15 protein-coding genes and 1 rRNA gene are annotated in these 25,270 nt (G+C 63.3%); 9 read left to right on the forward strand and 7 right to left on the reverse strand.

From position 1 onward, the window contains the following. Positions 1-11,231: non-ribosomal peptide synthase/polyketide synthase (locus tag AB4Z20_RS26450; protein WP_442091007.1), on the reverse strand; the 11,231-nt coding region annotated here is incomplete at its 3' end. 238 nt (positions 11,232-11,469) lie between these two features. Further along, a complete protein-coding gene (locus AB4Z20_RS26455) occupies positions 11,470-12,204 on the reverse strand; it encodes a thioesterase II family protein (RefSeq protein WP_253476655.1) in 735 nt (244 codons plus the stop codon). Between the two features lie 200 nt (positions 12,205-12,404). On the opposite strand from AB4Z20_RS26455, the gene tam reads away from it, so the two are divergent. From tam to AB4Z20_RS26475, 4 genes are all read left to right on the forward strand, one after another. Beyond that, positions 12,405-13,175 (forward strand): trans-aconitate 2-methyltransferase, encoded by a 771-nt coding sequence (gene tam / locus AB4Z20_RS26460; protein WP_442091010.1) that lies wholly within the window; start codon positions 12,405-12,407, stop codon positions 13,173-13,175. A 91-nt stretch (positions 13,176-13,266) separates the two neighbouring features. Beyond that, the gene (locus AB4Z20_RS26465) at positions 13,267-14,400 is read left to right on the forward strand and encodes a cupin-like domain-containing protein (RefSeq protein ID WP_442091012.1); all 1,134 of its coding nucleotides are present in this window, start codon (positions 13,267-13,269) and stop codon (positions 14,398-14,400) included. 243 nt (positions 14,401-14,643) lie between these two features. Beyond that, positions 14,644-15,444 (forward strand): SDR family oxidoreductase, encoded by an 801-nt coding sequence (locus AB4Z20_RS26470; protein WP_253476661.1) that lies wholly within the window; start codon positions 14,644-14,646, stop codon positions 15,442-15,444. Next, entirely contained in the window at positions 15,437-17,260 is a 1,824-nt protein-coding gene (locus AB4Z20_RS26475) for a glycoside hydrolase family 15 protein (RefSeq protein ID WP_442091014.1), read from the forward strand. The genes AB4Z20_RS26470 and AB4Z20_RS26475 overlap by 8 nt, the downstream gene beginning before the upstream one ends. A gap of 170 nt (positions 17,261-17,430) precedes the next feature. Here the strand turns inward: AB4Z20_RS26475 and AB4Z20_RS26480 are convergent, their stop codons facing one another. Further along, positions 17,431-17,796 carry a DUF6124 family protein gene (locus AB4Z20_RS26480; RefSeq protein WP_253476665.1) on the reverse strand — a complete coding sequence of 122 codons (366 nt, stop codon included), beginning with the start codon at positions 17,794-17,796 and terminating at the stop codon, positions 17,431-17,433. 564 nt (positions 17,797-18,360) lie between these two features. Here AB4Z20_RS26480 and AB4Z20_RS26485 point away from each other — a divergent pair. Then, positions 18,361-18,738 carry a hypothetical protein gene (locus AB4Z20_RS26485; protein ID WP_253476667.1) on the forward strand — a complete coding sequence of 126 codons (378 nt, stop codon included), beginning with the start codon at positions 18,361-18,363 and terminating at the stop codon, positions 18,736-18,738. Between the two features lie 28 nt (positions 18,739-18,766). After that, positions 18,767-19,669, forward strand: coding sequence for an alpha/beta fold hydrolase (locus tag AB4Z20_RS26490; protein WP_024616041.1), 903 nt, complete (start codon positions 18,767-18,769; stop codon positions 19,667-19,669). Here AB4Z20_RS26490 and AB4Z20_RS26495 read toward each other — a convergent pair. Continuing rightward, positions 19,638-20,630, reverse strand: a complete 993-nt coding sequence (locus AB4Z20_RS26495; RefSeq protein WP_442091017.1) for a GlxA family transcriptional regulator — start codon at positions 20,628-20,630, stop codon at positions 19,638-19,640. The genes AB4Z20_RS26490 and AB4Z20_RS26495 overlap by 32 nt on opposite strands. A 99-nt stretch (positions 20,631-20,729) precedes the next feature. On the opposite strand from AB4Z20_RS26495, the gene inhA reads away from it, so the two are divergent. Further along, positions 20,730-21,416 carry an isonitrile hydratase gene (inhA, locus tag AB4Z20_RS26500; RefSeq protein WP_442091019.1) on the forward strand — a complete coding sequence of 229 codons (687 nt, stop codon included), beginning with the start codon at positions 20,730-20,732 and terminating at the stop codon, positions 21,414-21,416. 230 nt (positions 21,417-21,646) lie between these two features. On the opposite strand, the gene AB4Z20_RS26505 is transcribed toward inhA, so the two are convergent. Continuing rightward, the gene (locus tag AB4Z20_RS26505) at positions 21,647-22,384 is read right to left on the reverse strand and encodes an SDR family oxidoreductase (protein WP_253476671.1); all 738 of its coding nucleotides are present in this window, start codon (positions 22,382-22,384) and stop codon (positions 21,647-21,649) included. A 201-nt stretch (positions 22,385-22,585) separates the two neighbouring features. Between AB4Z20_RS26505 and AB4Z20_RS26510 the strand changes: the two genes are divergently transcribed. After that, a complete protein-coding gene (locus AB4Z20_RS26510) occupies positions 22,586-23,533 on the forward strand; it encodes an AraC family transcriptional regulator (RefSeq protein WP_320389207.1) in 948 nt (315 codons plus the stop codon). 515 nt (positions 23,534-24,048) lie between these two features. Here the strand turns inward: AB4Z20_RS26510 and AB4Z20_RS26515 are convergent. After that, positions 24,049-24,507 carry an SRPBCC family protein gene (locus AB4Z20_RS26515; RefSeq protein ID WP_003204010.1) on the reverse strand — a complete coding sequence of 153 codons (459 nt, stop codon included), beginning with the start codon at positions 24,505-24,507 and terminating at the stop codon, positions 24,049-24,051. A gap of 142 nt (positions 24,508-24,649) precedes the next feature. Between AB4Z20_RS26515 and AB4Z20_RS26520 the strand changes: the two genes are divergently transcribed. After that, complete coding sequence (locus AB4Z20_RS26520; RefSeq protein ID WP_320389208.1) at positions 24,650-25,051, forward strand: lysozyme inhibitor LprI family protein; 402 nt, start codon at positions 24,650-24,652, stop codon at positions 25,049-25,051. Between the two features lie 119 nt (positions 25,052-25,170). Here the strand turns inward: AB4Z20_RS26520 and rrf are convergent. Further along, positions 25,171-25,270: ribosomal RNA gene (rrf, locus tag AB4Z20_RS26525) — 5S ribosomal RNA — on the reverse strand; the annotation flags it as partial.

The raw sequence follows: 25,270 nt of genomic DNA on the forward strand, positions 1-25,270 counted from the left end.
GACAGATCGAAACACACCGACGTGGAGGCCAATACCCCCTGGATGTCGTCGCGGCTGTAGACCGATTTGGACCAGTCGATCAGCGCCAGCACGTTGCGATGGGCAATCGCCACGCCCTTGGGCTTACCGGTGGAACCGGAGGTGTAGATGACGTAAGCGAGGTTGTCTGGCGTGACGCTGCTGTGCGGTGCGCTCAATGGATAGCGTGAAAGATCGAGCTGGTCGAGCATCAGCACGGCGGTTTCAGCCGGCACGCTCAGCGTCGCCGCCACCGCGTCTTCGGTCAGCAGCACCCGAGCACGGCTGTCGTCGAGCATGTAGGCCACCCGCTCGACCGGATAATCCGGGTCCAGCGGCACGTAGGCGCCACCGGCCTTGAGCACTGCCAGCAAGGCGATCAGCAGGTGCTCGGAACGTGGCATTGCCACGCCGACGCGGACTTCCGGGCCCACCCCCAGTTCGATGAGTTTATGGGCCAGGCGATTGGCGCGGCCGTCCAGTTCGCTGTAGCTCAGTTGGGTGTTGGCGAAGGTCACCGCCAGAGCATCCGGCGAGGCTTGGGCCTGACGAGCAATCATCTGGTGAATGCACAACGCTTGCTCGAACGGTGCGTCCACCGGGTTCCAGTCATGGGTCAGGCGCTGATGCTCATCAAACTCCAGCATCGACAGTTCACCCAGGCAGCGCTCGCCATGGGCGGTCATCTGGCCCAGCAACTGAGCCAGATGGGCTGCCAGTCGCGCCACGGTGGCGGGCGCAAAACTGGCCCGCTGGTAGCTCATGTGCACCGACAGTTGCCGATCCAATCCCACCAACAGCGTCAATGGGTAGTTGGTCTGCTCCTGAGTGGCCACCGCGCCGAAACGCAGGCCATCCGGCGCGCCCTGCTCCAGGGCCTGGGCAATCGGGTAGTTCTCGAACACCAACAGGCTGTCGAACAGTGTTTCACCGCCCTGCCCGGCCCAACGCTGGATGTCCAGCAACGCGGTGTGCTCGAACTCGCGCAGCGCCAGGTTTTGCGCCTGCACCGCTTGCAACCAACTGTGCAGGGATTGCTCGGCCCGTGGGCTGGCGATCACCGGCAAGGTGTTGATGAACAGGCCGATCTGCTGCTCGATGCCGGGCAAATCCGCCGGACGACCGGCCACCGTCGCGCCGAAAGCCACCGTGTCTTTGCCGGTGTAACGCTGCAACAGCAGCAGCCACGCGGCCTGCACCAAGGTGTTGACGGTGACTTTCGAGGTGCGGGCGAAGGCTTCCAGGCGTCGGGTCAGTGCTTCGTCCACCACCTGGACATGATCGCCATAACCGGGCTGGGCCTGCGCCGGCTTCGCCATGACGTCGGCCAGGCGCGTCGGTGTCCCCAGGCGTTGCAGCGCAGGGGTCCAGAACGCTTCACTGATGGCCGCGTCCTGGCGTTGCAGCCAGGCGATGTAATCGCGGTAGCGACCCGCCGGACGGGCCACGCTGTCACCGCGGTAATGCTGCAACACTTCGCCGAGCAACTGCGCACTGCTCCAGCCATCCATCAGGATGTGATGGTTGGTGTAGAGCAGGTGATGCCGATCAGGGCCAATGCGTACCAGCACCAGGCGCATCAGCGGTGCCTGGGTCAGGTCCACGCCTTGGGCCCGTTCTTCATCGGCGAGGGTTTGCAGGGCGCCCTCAATATCAGCCCGCCCGTTCCAGTCGAGCATACGGAACGGCACCTCGACCTGACGCTGGACGATTTGCACCGGCTGCTCCAGGTCACCCTGCCAGAAGAAGCCGCTGCGCAGGATGTCATGGGCATCGACCACTGCTTGCCAAGCCGCACGGAAACGCTGCGGATCGACGCCTTCGACGTCGAGGCGCATCTGGTTGATGTAGTCGCCGCCGCCCTGCCCGAGCAAGGTATGAAACAGCATGCCCTGCTGCATCGGCGACAGCGGGTAGATGTCGTCGATGGCCTGAGGTACTTGGACCAGGGTGTCCAGTTGTGCTTGGGTCAGCCGCGCCAGGGGGAAATCCGACGGCGTCACGCCACCACTGTGGCTGTCGCAGCAATGGCCGATGAGCGCAGTGAGCTCTTGCACGTAGTCATCGGCCAGGCGCTGGATGGTCGCGGTATTGAACAGGTCGCCGCTGAAGGTCCAGCTCAAGTCCAGCTCGCCGCCGAACACTTGGCCGTCAAGGGCCAGCGGGCTGCCCAGCGGACCTTGCAGGTTCACTTCCTCGCCACCGCGCTCTGTGGTCGGCACGAACAAGGCATCGGCGGCCGCATCGAAACTGCCGTCGAACTGGCCAAGGTAATTGAAGGTCAGTTGCGGTTTCGCCAAGGCCTGCAGGGTTTCACGCGCAAGGTCATCGCCCAGGTGCGCCAAGGCCCCGAAGCCAATGCCCTTGTTGGGGATGGCGCGCAGTTGCTCCTTGATCTGCTTCAGCGAGGCGCCCATCTCGGCGACCGGCGTCAAGCGGGCCGGGAACAGGCTGGTGAACCAGCCTACGGTACGGCTCAGGTCGACGTGGGTGAACAGATCTTCACGGCCGTGGCCTTCGAGCTGCACCCACACACTGCCATCGCCGGTCCAGCGCACCATCACCCGCGCCAGCGCCGTCAGCAGCAGGTCGTTGACCTGGGTGCGATAGGCCGCCGGGGCTTGCTGCAGCAGTTGCCGGGTGAGGTTTTTGTCCAGTGCCGTGCGAATCGTCACGGCTTGGCCCTGTTGCTGTCCGCCCTGGGGGTTGTCCCACGGCAAGCCCGCCGGGGCGCCGTGCAACTGCTGCTGCCAGAAGCCCAGTTCGGCCTGCACGGGTGCGCTGGCGGCATAGTCCTGCAACGCTGCCGTCCAGGCGTTGACCGCGCTGGTCTTGGCCGGCAGTTGCACCGCCGCGCCGGCCAGGGTCTGTCGATAAGCGCTTTGCAGGTCTTCGAACAGAATCCGCCAGGACACACCGTCCACCACCAGGTGATGGACAATCAGCAACAGCCGCTGCGAGCCATCGGCGAGGTTCGCCAGCAGCGCGCGGATCAGCGGCCCGCCCGCCAGTCGCAGGCTGCGCTGGGCCTGGTTGCCCAGCACTTGCAGTGCGACGAGATCGGCGACGTCGGCTTGCCAGAGCAGCGTGTCGGCGGCCTGCGCCTCGACGTCACGGTAACGCGCGGTCCAGCGTTCGCCCTGCTCGATGAAGTCCAGGCGCAAGCTGTCGTGGTGCACGACCAGTGCGCCCAAGGCCTGTTCCAGCGCCTGGGCATCCAGCGCCTGGGTCGGCTTGAGCATCACCGACTGGTTCCAGTGATGGCGGTCGGGGATCGGCTGGGTGAAGAACCAATGATGAATCGGCAGCAGCGCGGTTTCGCCGGTCGCGGGTTGCTGGTCGATCAATTGCAGCGGCGCGCCCGTCTGTACCACGGCGGCCAGGGCCTCGATGGTCTGGTGCTGGAACAGGTCCTTCGGCGTGAAGTGCATACCGACCAACCGAGCACGGCTGACCACCTGGATCGAGACGATGGAGTCACCGCCCAGTTCGAAGAAGTTGTCCCGCAGGCCCACTTGCTCGAGCTTGAGCACGTCCTGCCAGATCGACACCAGTTGCTGTTCCAGCGCACTGCGCGGGGCCACGTAGGTTTGCTGCAATTGGCTGACGTCGGGCTTGGGCAGGTTCTTGCGGTCGAGCTTGCCGTTGGGGGTCAGCGGCAGGCGTTCGAGCAGCAGCAGATAAGCCGGGACCATGTGTGCCGGCAGGGTCGCCTTGAGCTGGTCACGCAAGTGCTCGGCGAAATCCTTTTGCACGGTTTCATTGGCCACCACATAGGCCACCAGGCGCTTGCCGCTGCCAGCAGCACCTTCCTGGGCTACGACAACCGCTTCGCGCACGCCTTCAAGGGCTTGCAGGCTGGCTTCGACTTCGCCCAACTCGATGCGGAAGCCGCGGATTTTCACCTGGTTGTCGATGCGGTCCAGGTAATCGAAGGTGCCATCGGCGCGTTGGCGCACCAGGTCGCCGGTGCGGTAGAGCAAGCCGCCGCGGCTGAATGGGTCAGCGATAAATCGCTCGGCCGTCAGGCCCGGACGGTTCAGGTAACCCCGCGCCAGCCCCGTACCGCCCAGGTACAGTTCACCGGCCATGCCCTGGGGCAGCAGGTTCAAGTCAGCGTCGAGCACGTAGGCGCTGCGGTCGCCGATGCGGCTGCCGATGGGCGCATAGGCGGCGCCACACGCCACGTCGCGCCCAGCCTTCCAGATCAGCGGCGTGACCACGGTTTCGGTCGGGCCGTAGCCGTTGATGATGTAGTCCGGGTCGAGGGCGCGCTTGACCCGTTCGAAGCTGGCATTGTGCACCGCATCGCCGCCAAAGCAGTAGATGCGCACCTTCGGCGGGTTGCCCTCGCGCTCGGCGTGTTCGGCCAGTTGTTGCAGGTACACCGGCGGGAACGCCACCACCGTCACGCCGTGCTCGCGCATGGCGTTGTAGGTCTGCTCCGGGGTCCACAGGCTGTCATCGCGAATCAGCAGCGAGGCGCCGTGGGTCAGGCTGGTGAGCCAGCGCTCATGGGCACCGTCGAAGGCGAACGACATGAAATGGAATTCGCAATCGCTGTCGCGCATCTCGTAGCGTTCGCCGATGGCCTGGCAGTGCATCGCCAGCGGACCGTGGGCCACGCTCACGCCTTTCGGATTGCCGGTGGAACCGGAGGTGTAGATCACGTAGACGAGGTTCTGCGGATCGACGGTGACCAAAGGTGCATCCGCCGATTGCAGGCTCAGGTCCAGGTGATCGAGCTCCAGCACCTGGTTGGCGCCTTCCAGCGGCAGTTGCGCCGACACCCGGGAGTCGGTGAGCAACAGCGCCAGACCGGAATCCTCGATCAGGTAGGCCAGGCGTTCCCGTGGGTAGCTGGTGTCCAGCGGCACATAGGCCGCGCCGGCCTTGAGCACCGCCAGCAGTGCGACGATCACCCCTTCGCTGCGCGGCAGGGCTACGCCAATGCGGGTTTCCGGACCCACGCCACGGGCAATCAAGGCGTGGGCCAACTGGTTGGCCCGCCGGTCGATCTCGCCATAGCTGAAGCGCTGGCCGTCGAAGATCACCGCCGTCGCGTCGGGCTTATGCGTCGCCAGATGGGCGATGCGCTGATGCACGGCAATGTCGGTCGGGTACGGCTGCGGGTGGTTGGCCGCCTGTTGCGCCCTGTGCTCCTCGTCATCGGCCAGGGCGATCTCGCCGAGGCGACGCTCAGCGGACTCGGCAAACCGCTCCAGCAGGAGCAGCAGTTGCGCACTCAAGCGCTCAATGGTTGCAACGCTGAAATGCGCCTGGTCGAAACTCATGTGCAGCGCCAGCGTCTCGCCCAAGGTCACGCCCAGGGTCAGCGGATAGTGAGTCTGATCCTGGTTGGCGACTTCGCCGAATACCACGCCTTGGGCGGTGCCGTGTTGCAACGCCGCGGAAATCGGGAAGTTCTCGAACACCAGCAGGCTGTCGAACAGCGCTCCCCCGCCCTGCCCGGCCCAACGTTGGATGCTCGCCAGCGGCGTATGCTCGAACTCGCGCAGGCTCAGGTTCTGCGCCTGTACGGCGGCCAGCCAGGCCGCGACGGTCTGGTCCGGACGCGAGCCGGCGATCACCGGCAAGGTGTTGATGAACAGGCCGACCTGTTGTTCGATGCCAACCAGCTCCGCCGGCCGCCCGGCCACGGTGGTGCCAAATGCCACGCAGTCGCTGCCTGTGTAGCGCTGCAACAGCAGCAGCCAAGCCGCTTGCACCAGCGTATTGACGGTGACTTTCTGCTGGCGGGCGAACGCGTTGAGACGGCCAGTGCCCGGCGCATCCAGGTGGTAATGCCTGAGCGCATGAGCGCTTTCGCTGCGCATTTCGCCACTCGCCGCAGCGGCGTTCGCCAGTACAGTCGGCTCCTGGAGATCGGCCAGTTGCCCCCGCCAGAACGCTTCACTGAGGGCGGCGTCCTGGCGCTGCAACCATTGGATGTAATCGGCATAGCGGCTGACCGGGCGCGGCGGCTGTTGACCGGCATAGCGTTGCAGCACTTCACCGAGCATCTGCGCGCTGCTCCAGCCATCCATCAGGATATGGTGGTTGGTGAAGATCAGGTGATGACGCTCATCGCTCAGTTGAATCAGCGTGACCCGCAGCAGCCCGGCCTGGGTCAGGTCGAACCCCATGGCCAGGTCAGCGGCAATGAAATCCTTGAGGGCCAGGGCGACATCCTGGCGTTCGCGCCAATCGAGCACGGTGTAGGGCAGCGCCAGACGGCGGTGGATGATCTGCAACTGTTGCTGCAACTCGCCCTGCCAGATGAAGCCGCTGCGCAGGATCTCATGGGCGTCCAGGGTCGCCTGCCACGCCGCGCGGAAACGCTCGGGGTCCAGGCCATCGACATCCACGCACAATTGGTTGATGTAGGCACCGGTGCCCTGCTCGTACAGGGTATGAAAGAGCATGCCTTGTTGCATCGGCGACAGTGGATAAATGTCTTCGATGGCGGCAGCCGGCACGGGGATCGCGTCCAACTGCGCCTGGGTGATGCGCGCCAGCGGGAAGTCCGACGGCGTGGTGCCCATGGAGGCGGCCGAGCAGCAATGGCCGATCAGCGCTTCCAGTTCGCGGGCATAGTCATCGGCCAGACGAGCGATGGTCGCCTCGTTGAATTGCTCATGGCTGAACGTCCAACGCAAGTCGAGCTCGCCGTCGTAGACCTGGCCTTCGACACTCAGCCAGTTATCCAATGGCGCATCAAGGCTCTGCTCGCGCCCGGCGCTTTCCCCCGCCGGGCTGAACAGCGCACCCTCCCGGGCATCGAAACTGCCGTCGAACTGGCCGAGGTAATTGAAGGTGATGCATGGCAATGGCAAGGCCTTGAGACAGGCTTGCGCCGCATCGTCGCCGAGGTAGCGCAGCACACCGAAACCGATGCCCTTGTTCGGGATCGCCCGCAGTTGCTCCTTGATCTGCTTGATCGCGGCGCCCACGCCATCGGCCGGGGTCAGCCGCACGGGGAACAGGCTGGTAAACCAGCCGACCGTACGGGTCAGATCGACGCCTTTGAACAACTCTTCGCGGCCATGGCCTTCGAGCTGGATCAAGGTGTCGGCGTGGCCGGTCCAGCGACAGATTACCCGCGCCAGGGCGGTCAGCAGCAGGTCGTTGACCTGGGTGCGATACGCCGCGGGAGCCTCTTGCAGCAGTTGCCGGGTGAGGGTTTTGTCGAGACGGCTGTGCAGCACTTTGGCGTAACGGCTCTGCCGGCTGCCTTGGGGGTTATCCCACGGCAGATCCACTCCCGCGCCTTGCAGTTGTTGCTGCCAGAACGTCAGTTCGGCCTGAACGTTTTCAGTGCTGGCGTAGGCCTGCAGATGTTCGCCCCAGGCCTTGTAGGCGCTGGTCTTGGCCGGCAGCTTGATGGCGGCGCCGGCGCTGGCCTGTTGATAAGCCCGTTGCAGATCTTCCAGCAGGATGCGCCACGACACACCGTCCACGGCCAGGTGGTGCACGGCCAATAACAGCCGCTGGCTGCCATCGGCCATGCTCGCCAGCACCGCACGCAGCAGCGGGCCATTGTGCAGGTCGAGGCTGCACTGAGCCTTGGCACACAGGTCTTGCAGCTCAGCGGCGCTCAGGTTGTCCGCCGTCCACAACAACTCAGGGTCGACCACCATCGGCGCCACCTCGGCCCGCCAGCCGGCAGGGGTTTCGACGAAGCGCGAACGCAAGGCATCGTGATGCGCCAACACGGCGTTGAGGGCCTGCCGCAGCACCGGGGCCTGCAACGGTAGATGGCTGCGCAACAAGACGGCCTGGTTCCAGTGGTGACGCTGGGCAATGGCGTCCTCGAAAAACAGCTGCTGGATGGGCAGCAACGGCAGCTCGCCGCTGACCGGCCCCTGATCGATCTGCAGCCCGCTGCCACCCTGTTGCGCGACGCTCGCCAGGCCTTGCACGGTTTGATGCTGGAACAGGTCACGGGGGGTGAAATGGATCCCGGCCTGCCGCGAGCGGCTGACCACCTGGATCGAGATGATCGAGTCGCCACCCAGCTCGAAAAAGTTGTCGGTCAAGCCGACCTGTTCAAGCTTGAGCACGTCCTGCCAGACGGCTGCGATGCCTCGCTCCAGTTCGCTGCGGGGGGCGATATAGGCCTGCTGCAGTTGGCTGGCATCCGCTGAAGGCAAGGCCTTGCGGTCGAGCTTGCCGTTGGGGCTCAACGGCATTTGCGCAAGGAACACCAGCTGGGTCGGCACCATGTAATCCGGCAGGTGCTCCTTGAGTTGCGCCTTGAGAGTTTCCCGAGCAGCGCCCTGTTCATCCGCCGAGGCCGACACCAGCGAAGTGTCGTTGGGCACCACATAACCCACCAGTTGCAAGCTGCTGCCACCCTGCACCGCCAGTACGACGGCTTCACTGACCGCCGCCAGTTCCAACAGGCGTGCTTCGACCTCGCCCAGCTCGATGCGCAAGCCGCGGATCTTCACTTGATGGTCAACGCGGCCCACGTATTCGATTTCGCCCAAGGCATTGAAGCGCGCCAAGTCGCCGGTGCGATACAGGCGCGCACCGCTGGTGGAAAACGGATCGGGGATGAAACGTTCGGCGGTCAAGGCCGGGCGTTGAAAGTAACCACGCGCCAGCAGCTCGCCGCCAATCAGCAACTCCCCGGTCACCCCCACCGGCGTGGGCGCCAGATGCGCATCGAGCAGATAGGTATGCCGGCCTGGAAGCGGTTGACCAATGGGCAAGGTCAGCGGCAGCGGCCGGCGATTAAACACGTAATCGCTGCAATCAAGGGTGGTGGCCGTGACCGTGGCCTCGGTCGGGCCGTAGGTGTTGAGCAGCTTGACCTGCTCCAGCCCGGCCCGGCGCCAGGCCTGCACGCCTTCGGGCGGCATGGCTTCACCCCCACTGTGCACCTGGCGCAGCGCTGCATAGTCACGCGGCCCGACAGCGGCGAACTCCTTGGCGACCATGTTCCAGTAGGCGGTGGTCAAGTCCATGACCGTGATGCCCTGCTCGACGATCTGGCGGTACAGGGTTTCGCTGTCCCAGACCTCGTTGCCGCGCAGCACCACCGAGGCGCCGCAGGTCAGCGGGCCGAACAGTTGCTCGCCAAAGGCATCGAAGTTGAACGTCGCGAATTGCAGCACGCAGTCGGCGCTGTTCAAGCCGTAATAGTACTGCGAGGCAAACGCATGCTTGCTCAGCGCGCCATGACTGATACCGACGCCTTTCGGCCGCCCGGTCGAGCCGGAGGTGAACATGACGTAGGCCAGGCTGTCGGCCCACACCGTGCGTTGCAGGTTGCCTGGCTCGGCGCTTTCCCAGGACTCGGCCTGATCCAGGCACAGGCAACGCACGCCGTCAGGCACAGGCAGTCGTTCAAGCAAATGGCTTTGGCTCAGGAGCAAACGGCTGGCGCTGTCTTCGATCATGAATCGAAGGCGATCCACCGGGTACTGGGGGTCCAGCGGCACGTAGGCACCGCCGGCCTTGAGCACGGCAAGAATGGCCACCACCAGGTCCAGGCTCCGGTCGACAGCGATGCCCACCAGCACGTCAGGACCGCCCCCCGCCGCCACCAATGTGCGCGCCAGGCGGTTGGATCGGGCATTGAGCTGGCCATAGCTCAATCGTTGTCCATCGCAGATCAAGGCGATGGCGTCAGGGCTACGTTCAGCTTGGGCCTCGAACAGTTCATGCACCGGGCGCTCACTCGGCCAGCTTGTGTCGTGGCGCGCCCACTCTGTCACCACCTGCCGATAGTCGGCCGGCGCCAACAACGCCAGCTCGCCGACGCACTGCTGCGGGTCGTTGACGATGTTGCGCAACAGCAACGTCCAGTGCCGAGCCATGCGCTCGATGGTGTCGTGGCTGAACAGGTCACTGGCGTAGGTGAACGCCGCATGCAAGTGCCCGCCCTTTTCGTAGGTGTCCAGGCTCAAGTCGAACTGGGTGCTGCGGGTTTCCCACTCGATGACGCCCAACTCCAGACCGCTGCCGACTTTCAGCGTGGTGACGTCGGCCACTTCCGGCTGGTGGTTGTACATCACCTGGAACAATGGGTTGTAGCTCAGGCTGCGCTCAAGCTTCAGCGCCTCGACCAACCGTTCGAAGGGCAGATCCTGGTGGGCCTGGGCGCCGAGGGCGGTTTCCTTGATGTCACGCAACAGCTCATCGAGGCGGGTCTGGCCGTCCAGTTGCACCCGCAATACCTGGGTGTTGACGAAGAAACCGATCAGCCCTTCGATTTCCCGGCGGTTGCGGTTGGCGATCGGGACGCCGACCCGCAAGTCGTCTTGCCCGGTATAGCGGTGCAGCAGGATATTGAAAGTCCCCAGCAGCAGCATGAACAACGTGACCCCATGCTGGCGGGCAACGCCGCGCAGTTGCTCGACCAGCGCGGCGTCCACCACATGCTCCAGGCGGCGACCGCGATAGCTCGGCAGCACCGGGCGCGGATAGTCGATCGGCAGCTCCAGCACCGGATGCTCATCGCCTAGCTGCGCTTGCCAGTAATCGAGTTGACGCTGCAGCTCGCCCGCTTCCAGCCAGCGCCGCTGCCACAGGGCATAGTCGCTGTACTGGATCGGCAAGTCGGCCAGTTGCGGCGCAACCCCTGCTTCATGGGCGTCGTAGCAGCGGATGAATTCATCGATCAGCACGTTCATCGACCAGCCGTCGGAGACGATGTGGTGCAAGGTCAGCAGCAGCACGTGCTCCTGATCATCAAGCTTGAGCAGTTCGACCCGCAGCAAGGGGCCGCTGGACAGGTCGAAGGGCCGCAGTGATTGTTCCTCGGCGGCCCGACGCACCGCTTGCTCGCGCTCGGCTGCCGGCATGGCGCTGAAGTCCCTGTGCTCGATCACCAACGGCGCGTCGGTCGGCACTTGCAGGAGGCTGTCGTCGGCCTGGCGCTGGAACACCGTGCGCAGGGTTTCATGACGGGCCACCAGGCTGGCGAAGGCTTGCTCCAGCGCCGGCAGGCTCAACGCACCCTTGAGCCGCACCGCTCCCGGCAAGTTGTAGGCGCCGCTGTCCGGCTCCAGCTGCCAGAGAAACCACATGCGCTGCTGGGCATAAGACAAGGCCTGGCGATCCTCGGCCTCGACACCCCGAGGGATGGGGAAACCGCTGAACTCCACGCCCTCCTTGTCCAGCGCGGCCAGGAACATCCGGCGCTTTTCCAGGGGCAACCCGATAAACCGGCGAGCAAGTTTCAAGGCGTCTTCAGCATTCATTTCTGGGGTATCCGGAATCAGTGGGCACAAGGCACAAAGGCAAGTCGTCCCTATAAAACGAATGCAGACCGGAAAAATTAGCGTTTGAGAATTTGTGTCAGGAAGGGAGATTCTGATCGTTCCCACGCTCTGCGTGGGAACGCATCCGGTGACGCTCTGCGTCACGCAGGGGACGCGGAGCGTCCAGGGCGGCATTCCCACGCAGGAGCGTGGGAACGATCATGACGGGCTCAACAGGTCAGGCGCTGATCGCCAACCCATGCCGCCGATGATGCACGCTCAACTGATCCTTGATCAGCCGCAGCACCTTGGCCTCGTGCTCATGAATGAAGAAGTGCCCACCGGCCAGCATGTCCACGGAAAAACTGCCCGTGGTTTCCTGGCGCCAGCCAATCAGTTGCTCCGTGGTGGCCTTGTCGGTGGTGCCGCCGAACACGTGCACCGGACAGTTGAGCAGCGGCCGCTGCCGCGGTTGGAAGCGTCCACACAGCAGGAAGTCGGCCCGCAGGACCGGCAACGTCAGGGCCATCAGCTCTTCATTGGCCAATATCTCTTCGCTGGTGCCGTTGAGGGTGCGCAGTTGCTCGATCAGTTCAGCGTCGGTTCTCGGCTCGGCGAAACCGCGGTCATAGTCGGCGCGCATCGTCGGCGCCGCGGTGCCGGACGCAAACAGCGCCACTGGTTCCGGGCAGCCGAGCTCACGCAGGGCATGGCCGATCTCGCAAGCCAGCAGCGCGCCCAGGCTGTGGCCGAACAAGGCGTAAGGGGCCTGGAGTGTCGCGGACAGCTCCCGCGCCAGTTGCATCGCCAACGGGCCCATGTCGGTGTGCAGTGGTTCGTCGAAGCGCGCTCCGCGCCCCGGCAGTTCCACCGGTTGCACGTGCAGCCATTGCGGCAACGTGCGCCGCCAGCGGCTGTACACCATCGCGCTGGCGCCGGAATAAGGCAGGCACAGCAGGGTCAGTTGGGTCACTGCGGTTTTCTCCGATCGGTCGTGTAGAAAAGATAACGAAATCGTAACCCATGGAATTAGTCAAAACCGTGACGTTCGCTACGCGATGACGGCACCTTGTGGGAGCAAGACTTGCCCGCGATGAACGATAACGCGGTTCATCTTCCCACCCGACCTTATACTGGCGATACCTCGATCACTGCACCACACGGGAGAACGCCATGAGCTGGTCCGCCAAGCAATACGTCACCTTCGAACAGGAACGCACCCGTCCGTCCCGGGACCTGCTCGCCGCCATTCCCCCCACACAAGCCCGTTCGGTGATCGACCTGGGGTGCGGCCCGGGCAATTCCACCGAGCTGCTGGTGGAACATTTCAACAGCGCCACGGTGCGCGGCCTGGACAGTTCCAGCGACATGGTCGACGCCGCACGCAAACGCCTGCCCGCCGTGACGTTCGACACCGCCGACATCGGCCAATGGGATGAACCCGGGCCGTTCGACGTGATCTTCGCCAACGCCGTGCTGCAATGGCTGCCCGACCACGCCACCCTACTGCCCTCGCTGGTGGGCAAGCTCGCTCCCGGCGGCAGCCTGGCGATCCAGATGCCCGACAACCTGCACCAGCCCTCCCACCGCTTGATGCGGGAAATCGCCGCCAACGGGCCTTGGGCCAGCCAACTGGCCGCGGCGGCTGATTCGCGTACCGAGATGGCGGATGCCAGCGCCTATTACTCGATCCTCAAGCCCCACTGCAGCCGCGTCGATGTGTGGCGCACCACCTACCATCACCCCTTGGCCGGCGGTGCCGCAGGCGTGGTGGAATGGTTCAAGGGCAGCGCCTTGCGGCCGTTTCTCGAGCCGCTGGACGAGGCGCAACGCGAGCAGTACCTGGCGCAGTACCTCAAGGCGATCGAACAGGCTTATCCAGCCCAGGACGATGGGACGGTGCTGCTGCCGTTTCCCCGGTTGTTCATGGTCGCGACGCGCTAGGGCGACGGTCGATAACGCAGCGACGGGGCCTAAATTTCTGATCCGGGCCCTCGTTACCTGCTAAGACCAAAAACCCGCAAGAGTGACCGCCGTGGACCTGCACACCATCCTGGGCAAGCTGTTCGCCAATGCCGGCGCCGTTGGTATCGAAGGCGTCTTCCAATTCGTGTTCGGCCCGCACCAGGCGTACTGGTCCGAGGTCAAGGCCAGCAGCCGCACCGAGGCGGGCCGCCACAGCAGCCCTGACGTGACCATCGAGGTGGCGGAAAAGGACTTCCTCGGGATCATGGCCGGCCTGGCCAATGTCGAGGAACTGTTCGCCAGCGGGCGCCTGAAGATCGGCGGCAACATGGGCCTGGCGACGTTGCTGCCGCAGATCATCGACCATGCCCGGCATGGCGGTGGCGTGGTGGAAAAGGTCGACATGAACAAGCGCTACCCCACCCCGTCGCGCTTCAGCGAAAAACTCACCGCCAGCCTGCCGCCCCAACGCAGCGTGGAGCGTCGGCCTCGCAGCGGGCTGTCGGTGCAGGAGTTTCAAGCGCGCTATTTACCCCACGGCATTCCACTGGTCATCAGCGATGCCTTGCAGGACTGGCCGTTGTTCAAGCTCAGCCGCGAAGAATCCCTGGTGCATTTTGCCGAGCTGCAAGGCATCACCCGCCACGGCGACTACGTGAAGAAGACCTTCTCCACCGAGCGGGATTTCCGCTCCACGTCCATGGCCGACTTCATCGCCTCCCTCGACAGCCCGGCGACCAAGGGCGCCGACGGCGAGCCACCGGCCTACATGGGCAACAACATCCTGCCGGCGCAACTGATGGAGCAGATCAAGTACCCGCCCTACTTCGACGCCTCGCTGTTCATCCCGCCGCGCATCTGGATCGGCCCCAAGGGCACCCTGACGCCGCTGCACCGCGACGACACCGACAACCTGTTCGCCCAGGTCTGGGGCCAGAAAACCTTCACCCTCGCCGCGCCTCACCACCGCGAAGCCCTGGGCACCTGGTCCACGGCGCCCCAAGGCGGGCTGGACGGCTGTGATTTCAACCCGGACGCGCCGGACTACCAACGCTTCCCCCACGCCCGCGACGTGACCTTCATGCGCGTGACATTGGAAGCTGGGGATTTGCTGTTTTTGCCTGAGGGCTGGTTCCATCAGGTGGAGTCGGTGTCTACGTCGTTGTCGGTGAATTTCTGGGTGAATTCGGGGCGGGGTTGGTAACAACCGACCTGAAGCAACATTCTTTGTGGCTGGAGGATTGTGGGAGCAAGGCTTGCCCGCGATGAAGGCAATGCGGTCTTTCAGAAATCGAGTCGCCTGTTTCGCGAGCAAGCTATGCTCCCACGGTCCCCTTGCCACAGGTTTGTGTTTGGACCTGGAATATGAAGACCGCTTCACCCAACTGAACTCTGCCCCCCTCACACCAGTCAGCAGGTAAGGCCCCTCCGTTCAAGGTGCTAGACCATGCAGATATCCCTCGCCCGACAGGTTGCCCTGGTCACCGGCGCCAGCTCCGGCATTGGCGCAGGCGCGGCCAGGGCGTTGGCAGACGCGGGTGCCGCGGTGGTACTCAACTACCACTCCAGCGCCGGCCCGGCCGAAGCACTGGCCCGTGAAATCAACGCCACCGGCGGCCGCGCCATCGCCGTCGGGGCCGATGTGTCGAAGGAGCCGGACGTCGAGCGGCTGTTCGCCCAGACCCTCGAAGCGTTTGGCGCGCTGGACATCCTGGTCGCCAACTCCGGCCTGCAAAAAGACGCCGCAACCGTCGACATGCACCTGGAAGACTGGAACACCGTGATCGGCACCAACCTCACCGGCCAGTTCCTCTGTGCTCGCGCCGCCCTGCGGATTTTCACCCGCCAGGGTATTCGCCAGGGCGTGTCCCGGGCCGCAGGCAAGATCATTCACATGAGTTCGGTGCACCAGCGCATTCCCTGGGCGGGCCACGCCAATTACGCCGCGTCCAAGGGCGGAGTCGATCTGCTGATGCAGAGCCTGGCCCAGGAAACCAGCCACCAACGCATCCGCATCAACAGCATCGCCCCCGGCGCCATCCGCACGGCCATCAACCAGGACGCCACCGAGGGCGAGCAGGAACAGAAACTGCTGGAGCTGATTCCTTACGGTCGCGTCGGCGCTGTGGAGGACGTCGCCAACGCGGTGGTCTGGCTGGCCTCGGACTTGTCCGATTATGTGGTGGGCACCACGCTGTTCATCGATGGCGGGATGAGCCTTTATCCGGGGTTTCGCGGCAATGGCTGATCATGACGAACCACAAAGCCCCATCGAGAACCACGGCATCATTGGCGACATGCGCAGCGCCGCGCTGGTCAATGACCAAGGCAGCATAGATTTTTTCTGCTGGCCGGAATTCGACAGCCCGTCGATCTTCTGTTCGCTGCTGGATACGCCCGAAGCGGGGATTTTCCAACTGGCCCCGGACCTGCCGAATGCCCGCCGCCAGCAGATCTACTTGCCCGACACCAACGTGCTGCAAACCCGCTGGCTGAGCGACGGTGCCGTGGTGGAAGTCACCGACCTGCTGCCCATTGGCGACAGCGAGGATGATTTGCCGGTGCTGATGCGCAAGGTGCACATGACCGTCGGCAGCGCGACGTTTCGCATGCGCTGCGCCGTGCGGCATGACTACGCCCGGGCCGCCACCACTGCGCGCCAGGACGCTGCCCACATCTGTTTCGAGGCACCGGGACAACCGAGCCTACGCTTATGCTCCGATCAGCCCATGACGCTGGACGGCAATGCGGCGGTGGCCGAGTTCACCCTGGCGCAGGGCCAGAGCGCCGAATTCCTGCTGGGTGGCATCGACGACCCGCGCCTTCAGGACGATGTCAGCGCAATTTGCCTGGAACGCACCCTGGCGTTCTGGCGCGGCTGGATCGGCCAGTCCACCTACCGGGGCCGCTGGCGGGAAGTGGTCAACCGCTCGGCCCTGGCGCTGAAGCTGCTGACCTCGCGCAAGCACGGCGCCATCCTCGCCGCCGCCACCTTCGGCCTGCCGGAAACCCGCGGCGGCGAACGCAACTGGGATTATCGCTACACCTGGATCCGCGACTCTTCCTTTACCGTCTATGCGTTCATGCGCCTGGGCTTCGTCGAAGAAGCCAACGCCTACATGCGCTGGCTGCGCGGCCGGGTCAGCGACTGCTGCGATCAGCCGACCAAACTCAATATTCTCTACGGTCTGGATGGCAGGCTGGAACTGCCGGAAACCGAACTGCCGCACCTGAGTGGCTTCGGCAACGCCCGACCGGTGCGCATCGGCAACCTGGCCTACAAACAGGTGCAGTTGGACATTTTCGGCGAGCTGATGGACGCGGTGTACCTGGTCAACAAATACGGCGAAGCCATCTCCCATCAAGGCTGGAAACACACCGTCGAGGTGGTCGACCAAGTGTGCAAGGTCTGGCAGGACAAGGATGTGGGTATCTGGGAAATGCGCGGCGACAAACAGCATTTCCTGCATTCGCGGCTCATGTGTTGGGTCGCCGTGGATCGCGCCATCCGCCTGGCCGAAAAACGCTCCCTGCCCGCCCCGTTCGCCCGCTGGGACGAGACGCGCCAGGCCATCTACGAGGACATCTGGACGAACTTCTGGAACGACGAACACCAGCACTTCATCCAGCGCCTGGGCAGCAGCGCCCTGGACGGCTCGATGCTGTTGATGCCGCTGGTGCGCTTCGTCAGCGCCCGCGACCCGCGCTGGCTCTCGACACTCGATGCCATCGAAAAAAACCTGGTGCGCGACGGCATGGTCTATCGCTACCGCAACGACGACAGCCCCATCGACGGCCTCAGCGGCATCGAAGGCTCATTCGCGGCCTGCTCATTCTGGTACGTCGAATGCCTGGCCCGCGCCGGCCGCGTGGAAAAAGCCCAGCTGGAGTTCGAACAACTGCTGCGCTACGCCAACCCGCTGGGGCTGTACGCCGAAGAATTCGACAGCCACGGCTACCACCTGGGCAACACTCCCCAAGCCCTGACCCATCTTGCGCTGATCAGCGCGGCGAGCTTCCTGGATCGCAAGTTGAGCGGGGAGAAAACTCATTGGCAGCCGTGAACTGAGTTGCCCTTCAGACTGGGCACAGTCCCTGTGGCGAGGGAGCTTGCTCCCGCTCGACTGTGTAGGAGCTGGCGAAGCCTGCGATCTTTTGATCTTTCGCTTGGGATTCAAGTGTCTGGGGAAAGATCGCAGCCTCGTTGCACTCGACAGCTCCTACACAGCTCCTACTACCGCGCTGAGTCGGCCAGTTCGAGGTCATCCAACGCACGGCTGGCCAGCAACCTGGCCAGTTCGATCAACTGCTGAATCCCCAGCGCAACATGCCGCCGGGAACCCTCCAACTCGAACCCCAGGTCACTGACCAGCGCATCGGCCGAGGCCAGGGTTTCGCTGAGAGTGGTCAGCACCGATTCGGTGTTGAGGCCGGGGACCACGGTGAAAACCTGGCCGTCCTGGGTGTCGGGTTTGGGCGGGGTGGGCGACAAATGGATATTTAGCGCCCGGTCGGCGGCTTCGCGGAGCTTTTTTGTATCGAGGGTGGTGTAGGCAGAGAGGTCTTCGGCGCGTGGAGGGTTGGGGGTGATCTTGACCATTGTGAAACTCCTGACTTGAAGTTGAGCTCACCCCTCCTCGTGACCAAACGAGGGTGGTGGGCTATACGCAGGTTGGTCAACCGGGAAGTCAGGCACCCGGCGCACTCGAAAGTGCCCCGCGCACAGCCCACCGCAAAGCATACCGACAAGCACGCAAAAAAGCGCCGACATGCTGAGGTTGGCGCGTGTGCGCCTGACATTGGACGGGTGACCAAACCCGGTCGCTGATTTTGCAGCGACGAGCAAAGCCTATCCCCGCTATTTCCTAACCGGCAACCGCCGCGACTCGTCAGAAAATTCCGGTTCACCTATTTTTTTGTAGGAACACAACCCCGTGGCGAGGGAGCTTGCTCCCGCTCGACTGCGCAGCAGGCGCAAAAATCTTGGGGTCGCTTCGCAACCCAGCGGGAGCAAGCTCCCTCGCCACAAGAGCATTGCAGTACCCGCTTCCCATTTATCGTTACGTCCCGTTTCGAGTTGCCAGCCCCCCAAACCCCTCCTAAGATCGATGCTCTCACGGGTGCAGCGGAGCTGCCCGATAAAAACCCGACTCAAGGACCTGACATGACCCATATCAAACGCCCCATCACCACCCCACCCCGAAGAGGCCTTACCCGCGAAGACCTCTGGGAGGGCCAGGACCGGGGCCTGATCAAATGCTGGGAAATCGGCCGCGACCGCGCGGTGAAGTTTCCCGAACTGGCGCAGCGCTGCCTGGCCGGTGAGTTGCCGGTACTGGGCTGGAAAGGTGGCGTCAGCCGCAGCCTGAAGAAAAGCGAAAAATTCGGCTGTCTCAAGTACCTCGCCCAATGGCAGGGCCTGCGCGGTGAAGACCTGGACATCGACTTGACCCAGGAGCGCACCCTCACCTGCTCCAGCACGAACATGATCGTGACGTTCACGCCGGATCGGGCCAAATACGTGAACCAGGAACCCGCCTGACCGCAACCGAGCAATGCCGGAGGCCAACATGAACCTCGATCCCAAGGTCAACTTCGCCGTGACGCCGCTGTTGCGCATCGCCTACGAAGAACACGGTCCCGCCAGCGGCGAGCCCGTCATCCTGCTGCACGGCTTTCCTTACGACCCCAGGGCTTTCGATGAAGTCGCACCAGCCCTGGCCGAGCGTGGATATTGGGTCATCGTGCCCTACCTGCGCGGCTACGGCCCGACCCGGTTCAACAACCCGGCCATCCTGCGCTCCGGCCAGCAAGCGGCACTGGCGCAGGACCTGCTGGACCTGATGCACGCACTCTCCATCCCCCAGGCCGCGCTGTGCGGCTACGACTGGGGCGGTCGGGCGGCGTGTATCGTCGCGGCGCTGTGGCCCGAGCGCGTTCGCTGCCTGGTGACCGGCGACGGCTACAACCTGCAGGACATTCCCCGTTCCACGCAGCCGCTGGACCCGGAAACCGAACATCGCCTGTGGTACCAGTACTATTTCCACACGGCGCGGGGCGTCGAGGGCCTGACCCGGAACCGACGTGAACTGTGTGAGTTGCTCTGGCGCCTGTGGTCACCGACCTGGAAACGTGGCGCCGAACGGTATCCCCTCAGTGCTGCGTCGTTCGACAACCCGGACTTCGTCGACGTGGTGATCCACTCCTACCGCCATCGCTTCATGTACGCACCGGGCGACCCGACGCTGGAGTGGATGGAGGAACGGCTGGCGGCACAACCGGCCATCAGCGTGCCGAGCATTTCCCTGTGCGGCGCCGACGACGGCGTGGGGCCAGCGCCGGAACATGATGAAGACGCCGAACATTTCACAGGTTTTTACGAGCGCCGCGTGCTGGCCGGTGTCGGCCACAACATCCCACAGGAAGCCCCCAAGGCCACGCTCAAGGCATTGCTGGATCTGCTTGAGGGCTGACGGCGAAGCGCTCGCGATAGGCCTGTGGCGTCACTCCCATGGCCCGCAAAAAGCTGCGGCGCAAGGTTTCCTCACTGCCGAAGCCACATTGCACCGCCACCCGCTTGATCGACACAGCGGTGTCGGACAACAGGCGGCGAGCGGTTTCCACGCGAATCAACTCCACCGCCCGCGCCGGGGTCTGGCCGGTGTCGGCGCGGTAGTGCCGCACAAAGCTGCGTTCGCTCATGCCGACCTCGGCGGCCAGGCTCGACAGGCCCAGGTCACGGGTGAGGTTTTCAGCGATCCAGGCATGCAGGTCATCAAACCGACTGCCCTGCTTTTGCAGCGACAACGTCACGCTGAACTGCGATTGCCCGCCAGGCCGCTTGAGGAACACCACCAGGTGCCGGGCGACTTCCAGCGCCACCGCGCGGCCCAGGTCTTCCTCCACTAGCGCCAAGGCCAGGTCGATGCCGGCCGTGACCCCGGCCGAGGTCCAGACCGGACCGTCGTTGATGAAAATCGGGTTGGGTTCCACCCGCAACTGCGGATGCTGCTCGGCCAGTTGTTCGCAGCGGGTCCAGTGCGTCACCACGCGTCGCCCGTCCAGCCAACCGCTGGCGGCCAGCAGGAACGCCCCGGTGCACACCGACGCCACCCTTCGCGAACTCAGGCCGTGCTCCTTGACCCAGGCCACCAGCGCCGGATCCTTCGCCGCTTCGTACACGCCCCAGCCACCAGCGATCAACAGCGTGTCGCTGCCTTCGCTCGGCAGCGGCTCGGCTAACAGCGCCAACCCTGCCGAGGACATTACCGCCCCGCCCCCCACAGCGATGACTGTCGGCGTGTAGGGCAACGGCAGGCCTTGCTGGCGGGCCAGGTCGTTGGCCGAGGCAAACACCTGCAAAGGCCCGGTGACATCCAGCACTTGCACGTTGGCGAAGGCCAGCACATGAACGGTTTTCGGTGGGTTGGGCATATTGGCGTGATTCGTGGGTTTATTGGCGTATACGCCAGAGCCTACGGATCTAAAGTAAAACCGTCCACCCCTCGGGCATCATCCAAAGGAGCACGCGACATGACGCTGCAGATCGGTTTGCTGTTATTCCCCCAAGTCCAGCAGTTGGACCTGACCGGCCCTTATGACGTACTGGCCTCGTTGCCAGACGTGAAGGTCCACCTGATCTGGAAGGACCTGGCGCCGGTCACTGCCAGCACCGGGCTGGTGTTGCTACCCACCACCACGTTCGAGGACTGCCCGAAGCTCGACGTGATCTGCGTTCCCGGCGGGACCGGCGTCGGGCCCCTGATGGAAGACGAGCAGACGTTGGCCTTCATCAAGCGGCAGGCCGCCGAGGCGAAATACATCACGTCCGTGTGCACCGGTTCGCTGGTGCTCGGTGCGTCGGGCCTGTTGCAAGGCAAGCGCGCCACCACCCATTGGGCCTATCACAGCCTGCTGCAAACCTTGGGCGCGACACCGGTCAAGGATCGCGTGGTCCGCGATGGCAACCTGCTCACCGGTGGCGGCATCACGGCCGGGATCGATTTTGCCTTGACCCTGGCGGCCGAACTGTTCGACCAGGACACCGCCGAACTGGTCCAGCTGCAGCTCGAATACGCCCCTGCCCCGCCGTTCAACGCCGGCAGCCCCGACACCGCGCCGACGCGCGTACTGGAAGAAGCCCACCGGCGTACCGCAGAGTCGTTCCGGGTGCGATCGCAGATCGCTCAGCGGGCTGCGGCGCGGTTGGAGCGGGCGTAACGATAAGCCCCAGCCAGGCACTGCTGTGCTGTGCTGTGCCTGTGCTGTGCTGTGCTGTGCTGTGGGAGCAAAGCTTGCTCGCGAAACAGGCGCCTCTATTTCTGGAAAGACCGCATCGCCTCTATCGCGGGCAAGCCTTGCTCCCACACAGCTGGGCCTGCCACAGAACTCAGGTTTCCCTCATGCGATACCACTCGCTCATGAGCGGTCTCCTGTCGGGTCAACTCGATTCAAAACGGGCTGGCAGTGGGGCGCACGATCAGTTCGCTGACGTCCACATCCGCTGGTTGTTCGATGGCGTAGACGATCGCCCGGGCGATGGCTTCGGCCGGAATGGAGATCCTGCGGAACTCGCGCATTTCGGCACGACCACCTTCATCGGAAATGCTCTCGGCCAGTTCCGATTCGGTCACGCCGGGGGAAATCACCGTCACCCGAACATCACCCCCGACTTCCTGGCGCAAGCCCTCGGAAATCGCCCGCACAGCGTACTTGGTCGCGCAATACACGGCGGCAGTCGGGCTGACGGCGTAGGCACCGATGGACGCGATGTTGATGAACTGGCCGCTGCGCTGGCGCTGCATCAACGGCAGGCCGGCGGCGATACCGTGCAGCACACCACGGATGTTGACGTCGATCATGCGGTCCCACTCCTCGACTTTCAGCGCCTCGAGCTTGGAGAGCGGCATGACCCCGGCATTGTTGATGATCACGTCGACCCGACCGAATCGCTCGACAGCAAAGTCGATCAACTGCTGGACATCCTCGCGGCGGGTCACGTCCACCGCTTTGCAGACCGCCTGCTGGCCGGCGGTTTCGAGTTCCTGCACCAGTGTTTGCAGACGATCGATGCGCCGGGCGCCAAGCACGACACGGGCACCGCGAGCCGCGAGCAACCGCGCCGCCGCTTCACCAATCCCGCTGCTGGCGCCAGTGATGACCACTACTTTGTTTTGAATATCGGACATGATGGTTCCCTCGTCTGGATGTGTTGCCCCGGTGGGAGCGTTTTGACAGGTCCAGATTAGGGAACCGACCACGGCCTGGGTTAGCCGGATCCTCCTGCGCACTTGCACGATCCTGTGGCGATAAAACCGACTCTGGCCGACAGCCGCGCAATCGGCTTTACTAGCTCGGTCCACTCAATTTGGCCTGGGAGATTGATCGGCATGTCGGTATCCACGTCCATCCACATTGCGCCAGACGACGGCGTCAGCCAGCGCCGTGCCGAACTGGCGAGCCTGATGAAGCGCTTTGCACCGGAATACGGCGTTCACCCTACGGCCATCGAGGCCTTGCACCTGATCCGTAGCGACCAGCCGACCGAAGCCCTGCACACCGTGCACAAACCTGGTTTATGCGTGATTATCGAGGGGCGCAAGGAAGTGCGCCTGGCGGACGAATGCTACGTGTATGACCCGCTCAATTACCTGGTCGTCTCGGTGACCCTGCCGCTGGCCGGCCAGGTGATTGAAGCCAGCCCCGAGCGCCCCTACTTGTGCATCCGCCTCGACATCGACCCGGCACAGATCTGCCGCCTGATTGCCGACGCCAGCCCTATCGGCGTGCCGGCCGAAAGAGCCGGGCGCGGGCTATTCCTGGATCGCATTGATACGCCATTGCTCGACGCGCTGTTGCGCTTACTGCGGCTGTTGGACAGCCCGGACGATATCGCCACCCTCGCGCCGTTGGCCCAACAGGAGATTTTCTACCGGCTGCTGCGTGGCGCCCAAGGCCAGCGCTTGCACGAAATCGCCATTCCCGACACCCAGACCCATCGCATCAGCCGTGCCATCGAATGGCTCAATACCCATTACGCCGAACCGCTGAGCATCGACAGCCTGGCACAAATGATCAATCTCAGCCCTTCGGCGCTGCACCACCGCTTCAAAGCCGTGACCGCCATGAGCCCGCTGCAATACCAGAAACAACTGCGCTTGCAGGAAGCCCGACGGTTACTATTGGCGGAGAACAGCGACGTTTCGTCAATTGGCTACAAGATGGGGTATGAAAGCCCTTCGCAGTTCAGCCGTGAATACAGCCGTCTATTTGGCGCCTCCCCGAGCAAGGACATCGCTCGTTTGCGGGCCCAGGCGCTGCAAGCCAGTAGCGCCTGATCCTAGACTCTCGCTGCCGATGGTTCCGACCGCACCATGACCCGGCGCCTGGTATGATCAGGCCACTTTTTCGCAGACGAAAAAAAACCCGCCTAGGCGGGTTTTTTGAGGACCAATTTGACTCCCTGTCCGGCATTCCATGCCTGGTCCAATCATCCATGACCCCGAGCACTCCCTGTACCCAGTGGATGAACATAGATTAGGCCCATCGGTATCTGGGAAAAAGACGAGAAAGCTGCAACGACGTGTAAGCGTTTCGCTATAGGACCCTTTCAGATTTTTGCGGGCGAAAAAAAACCCGCCGAAGCGGGTTTTTCCAAGACCATTACGACTCCCTGTCGATAGCTTTCCTTGCAAGGTCGATCGTCCCTGATCCTGAGCACTTCCTGTGCTTCAGTGGATGAGTCCAGATTACGCCTCGGATCCAAAACGAAATAGACGACATAGCTACCATCTCGTGTAAGACATTCGCTATACCGCCCTTCCGAAACCCCTTAGCCCCTCAGCAGTCCCCGTCAAGACTTGCTCAGGAAGGCTTCAATATTGGCCATCTGCTCGTCCCAGCCACGACTGTCCATGCGAAAAGCCTTGAGCCGGCGAGCCTCGGGAATGTTGTTGAAACCCGACTCCACGACTTTGAGCAAGGTACCGCCATCCATGTCTTCAAGTTCGAATAGCACCCGGGTTTCGGACTCTTGAGAGTAATCCACCTGCGGCTCGACAGCGTAAGGATGCCAGCGAAACGAGAACACCCGCTCAGGCTCCACCCGCTCCACCGCTACGTCCCAGATGAGATGCTCGTAACCTGGATAAGTGATTTGCCCCTGGGTACGCTCCCCTGCCACAAACCGTTTCCCCTCAAGGGCGACACCGAACCATTGGCCGAAAGCTTCGGCATTGGCCAGGGCTCGCCAGACATGAGAGCGCGGAGCCTTGAGCAGGATCTTTCTTTCAATGCGGTCGGATGAATGCATGGGTCACCTCCTGTGTTTCAACAGTAGGCTTGTAAGACCACAAGGCCAACCAGAAAGTTGTATCAGGATCGCCTTCTTTAAAACTGCATGGAGCGATGTAAACTCACCCGGCGTTTTCAACCCCCTCGAGGAGAGACCGAACATGTCCCTGCGCTTGCTTCTGACCCTGATGCCGCTGCTTTTCGTCACTGTTGCCCAGGCCGACGACTGCGCCGACGCCACCACTCAAGGCGAAATGAACCAATGCGCAGCCAAAGAAAACAAGGCCGCCGACAACGAGCTGAACAGTTTGTACAAGCAGATCACAGCACGCCTGAAGGACAACCCGCAGGCCAAGCAGATGCTGGTCAAGGCGCAACGTGCCTGGATAGGTTTCCGTGATGCCGAATGCAATTTCTCCGCCTCCGGGGTCGAGGGCGGTAGCGTCTACCCGCTGATCTACAGCAACTGCATCACCGCCCAGACTAAAGCCCGGGTCGAGGCATTCAAGACCTATCTCAAGTGCAAGGAAGGGGATCTGAGCTGCCCAGTACCCGAGGCTTAAGGGCCCGGATGCAAAAAAGGATGACCTCTACAGGTCATCCTTTTTTTGGCCAAAGTTTTTTATTGCGGACAAAAACAAAACCCCTACCTGCATCAGCAGATAGGGGTTTCGGAATTTAATCTTGACGATGACCTACTCTCACATGGGGAAACCCCACACTACCATCGGCGATGCATCGTTTCACTGCTGAGTTCGGGATGGGATCAGGTGGTTCCAATG

It is taken from the genome of Pseudomonas sp. KB_12, assembly GCF_052114545.1.
Lineage (GTDB): Bacteria > Pseudomonadota > Gammaproteobacteria > Pseudomonadales > Pseudomonadaceae > Aquipseudomonas > Aquipseudomonas brassicacearum.

Excerpts from the sequence above, each read along its gene's own strand:
- tam (WP_442091010.1), top strand. The coding sequence starts at position 12,405 with ATGAGCTGGTCCGCCAAGCAATACGTCACCTTCGAACAGGAACGCACC.
- AB4Z20_RS26470 (WP_253476661.1), top strand. The coding sequence starts at position 14,644 with ATGCAGATATCCCTCGCCCGACAGGTTGCCCTGGTCACCGGCGCCAGC.
- AB4Z20_RS26475 (WP_442091014.1), top strand. The coding sequence starts at position 15,437 with ATGGCTGATCATGACGAACCACAAAGCCCCATCGAGAACCACGGCATC.
- AB4Z20_RS26480 (WP_253476665.1), bottom strand. The coding sequence starts at position 17,796 with ATGGTCAAGATCACCCCCAACCCTCCACGCGCCGAAGACCTCTCTGCC.
- AB4Z20_RS26485 (WP_253476667.1), top strand. The coding sequence starts at position 18,361 with ATGACCCATATCAAACGCCCCATCACCACCCCACCCCGAAGAGGCCTT.
- AB4Z20_RS26490 (WP_024616041.1), top strand. The coding sequence starts at position 18,767 with ATGAACCTCGATCCCAAGGTCAACTTCGCCGTGACGCCGCTGTTGCGC.
- AB4Z20_RS26495 (WP_442091017.1), bottom strand. The coding sequence starts at position 20,630 with ATGCCCAACCCACCGAAAACCGTTCATGTGCTGGCCTTCGCCAACGTG.
- inhA (WP_442091019.1), top strand. The coding sequence starts at position 20,730 with ATGACGCTGCAGATCGGTTTGCTGTTATTCCCCCAAGTCCAGCAGTTG.
- AB4Z20_RS26505 (WP_253476671.1), bottom strand. The coding sequence starts at position 22,384 with ATGTCCGATATTCAAAACAAAGTAGTGGTCATCACTGGCGCCAGCAGC.
- AB4Z20_RS26510 (WP_320389207.1), top strand. The coding sequence starts at position 22,586 with ATGTCGGTATCCACGTCCATCCACATTGCGCCAGACGACGGCGTCAGC.
- AB4Z20_RS26515 (WP_003204010.1), bottom strand. The coding sequence starts at position 24,507 with ATGCATTCATCCGACCGCATTGAAAGAAAGATCCTGCTCAAGGCTCCG.
- AB4Z20_RS26520 (WP_320389208.1), top strand. The coding sequence starts at position 24,650 with ATGTCCCTGCGCTTGCTTCTGACCCTGATGCCGCTGCTTTTCGTCACT.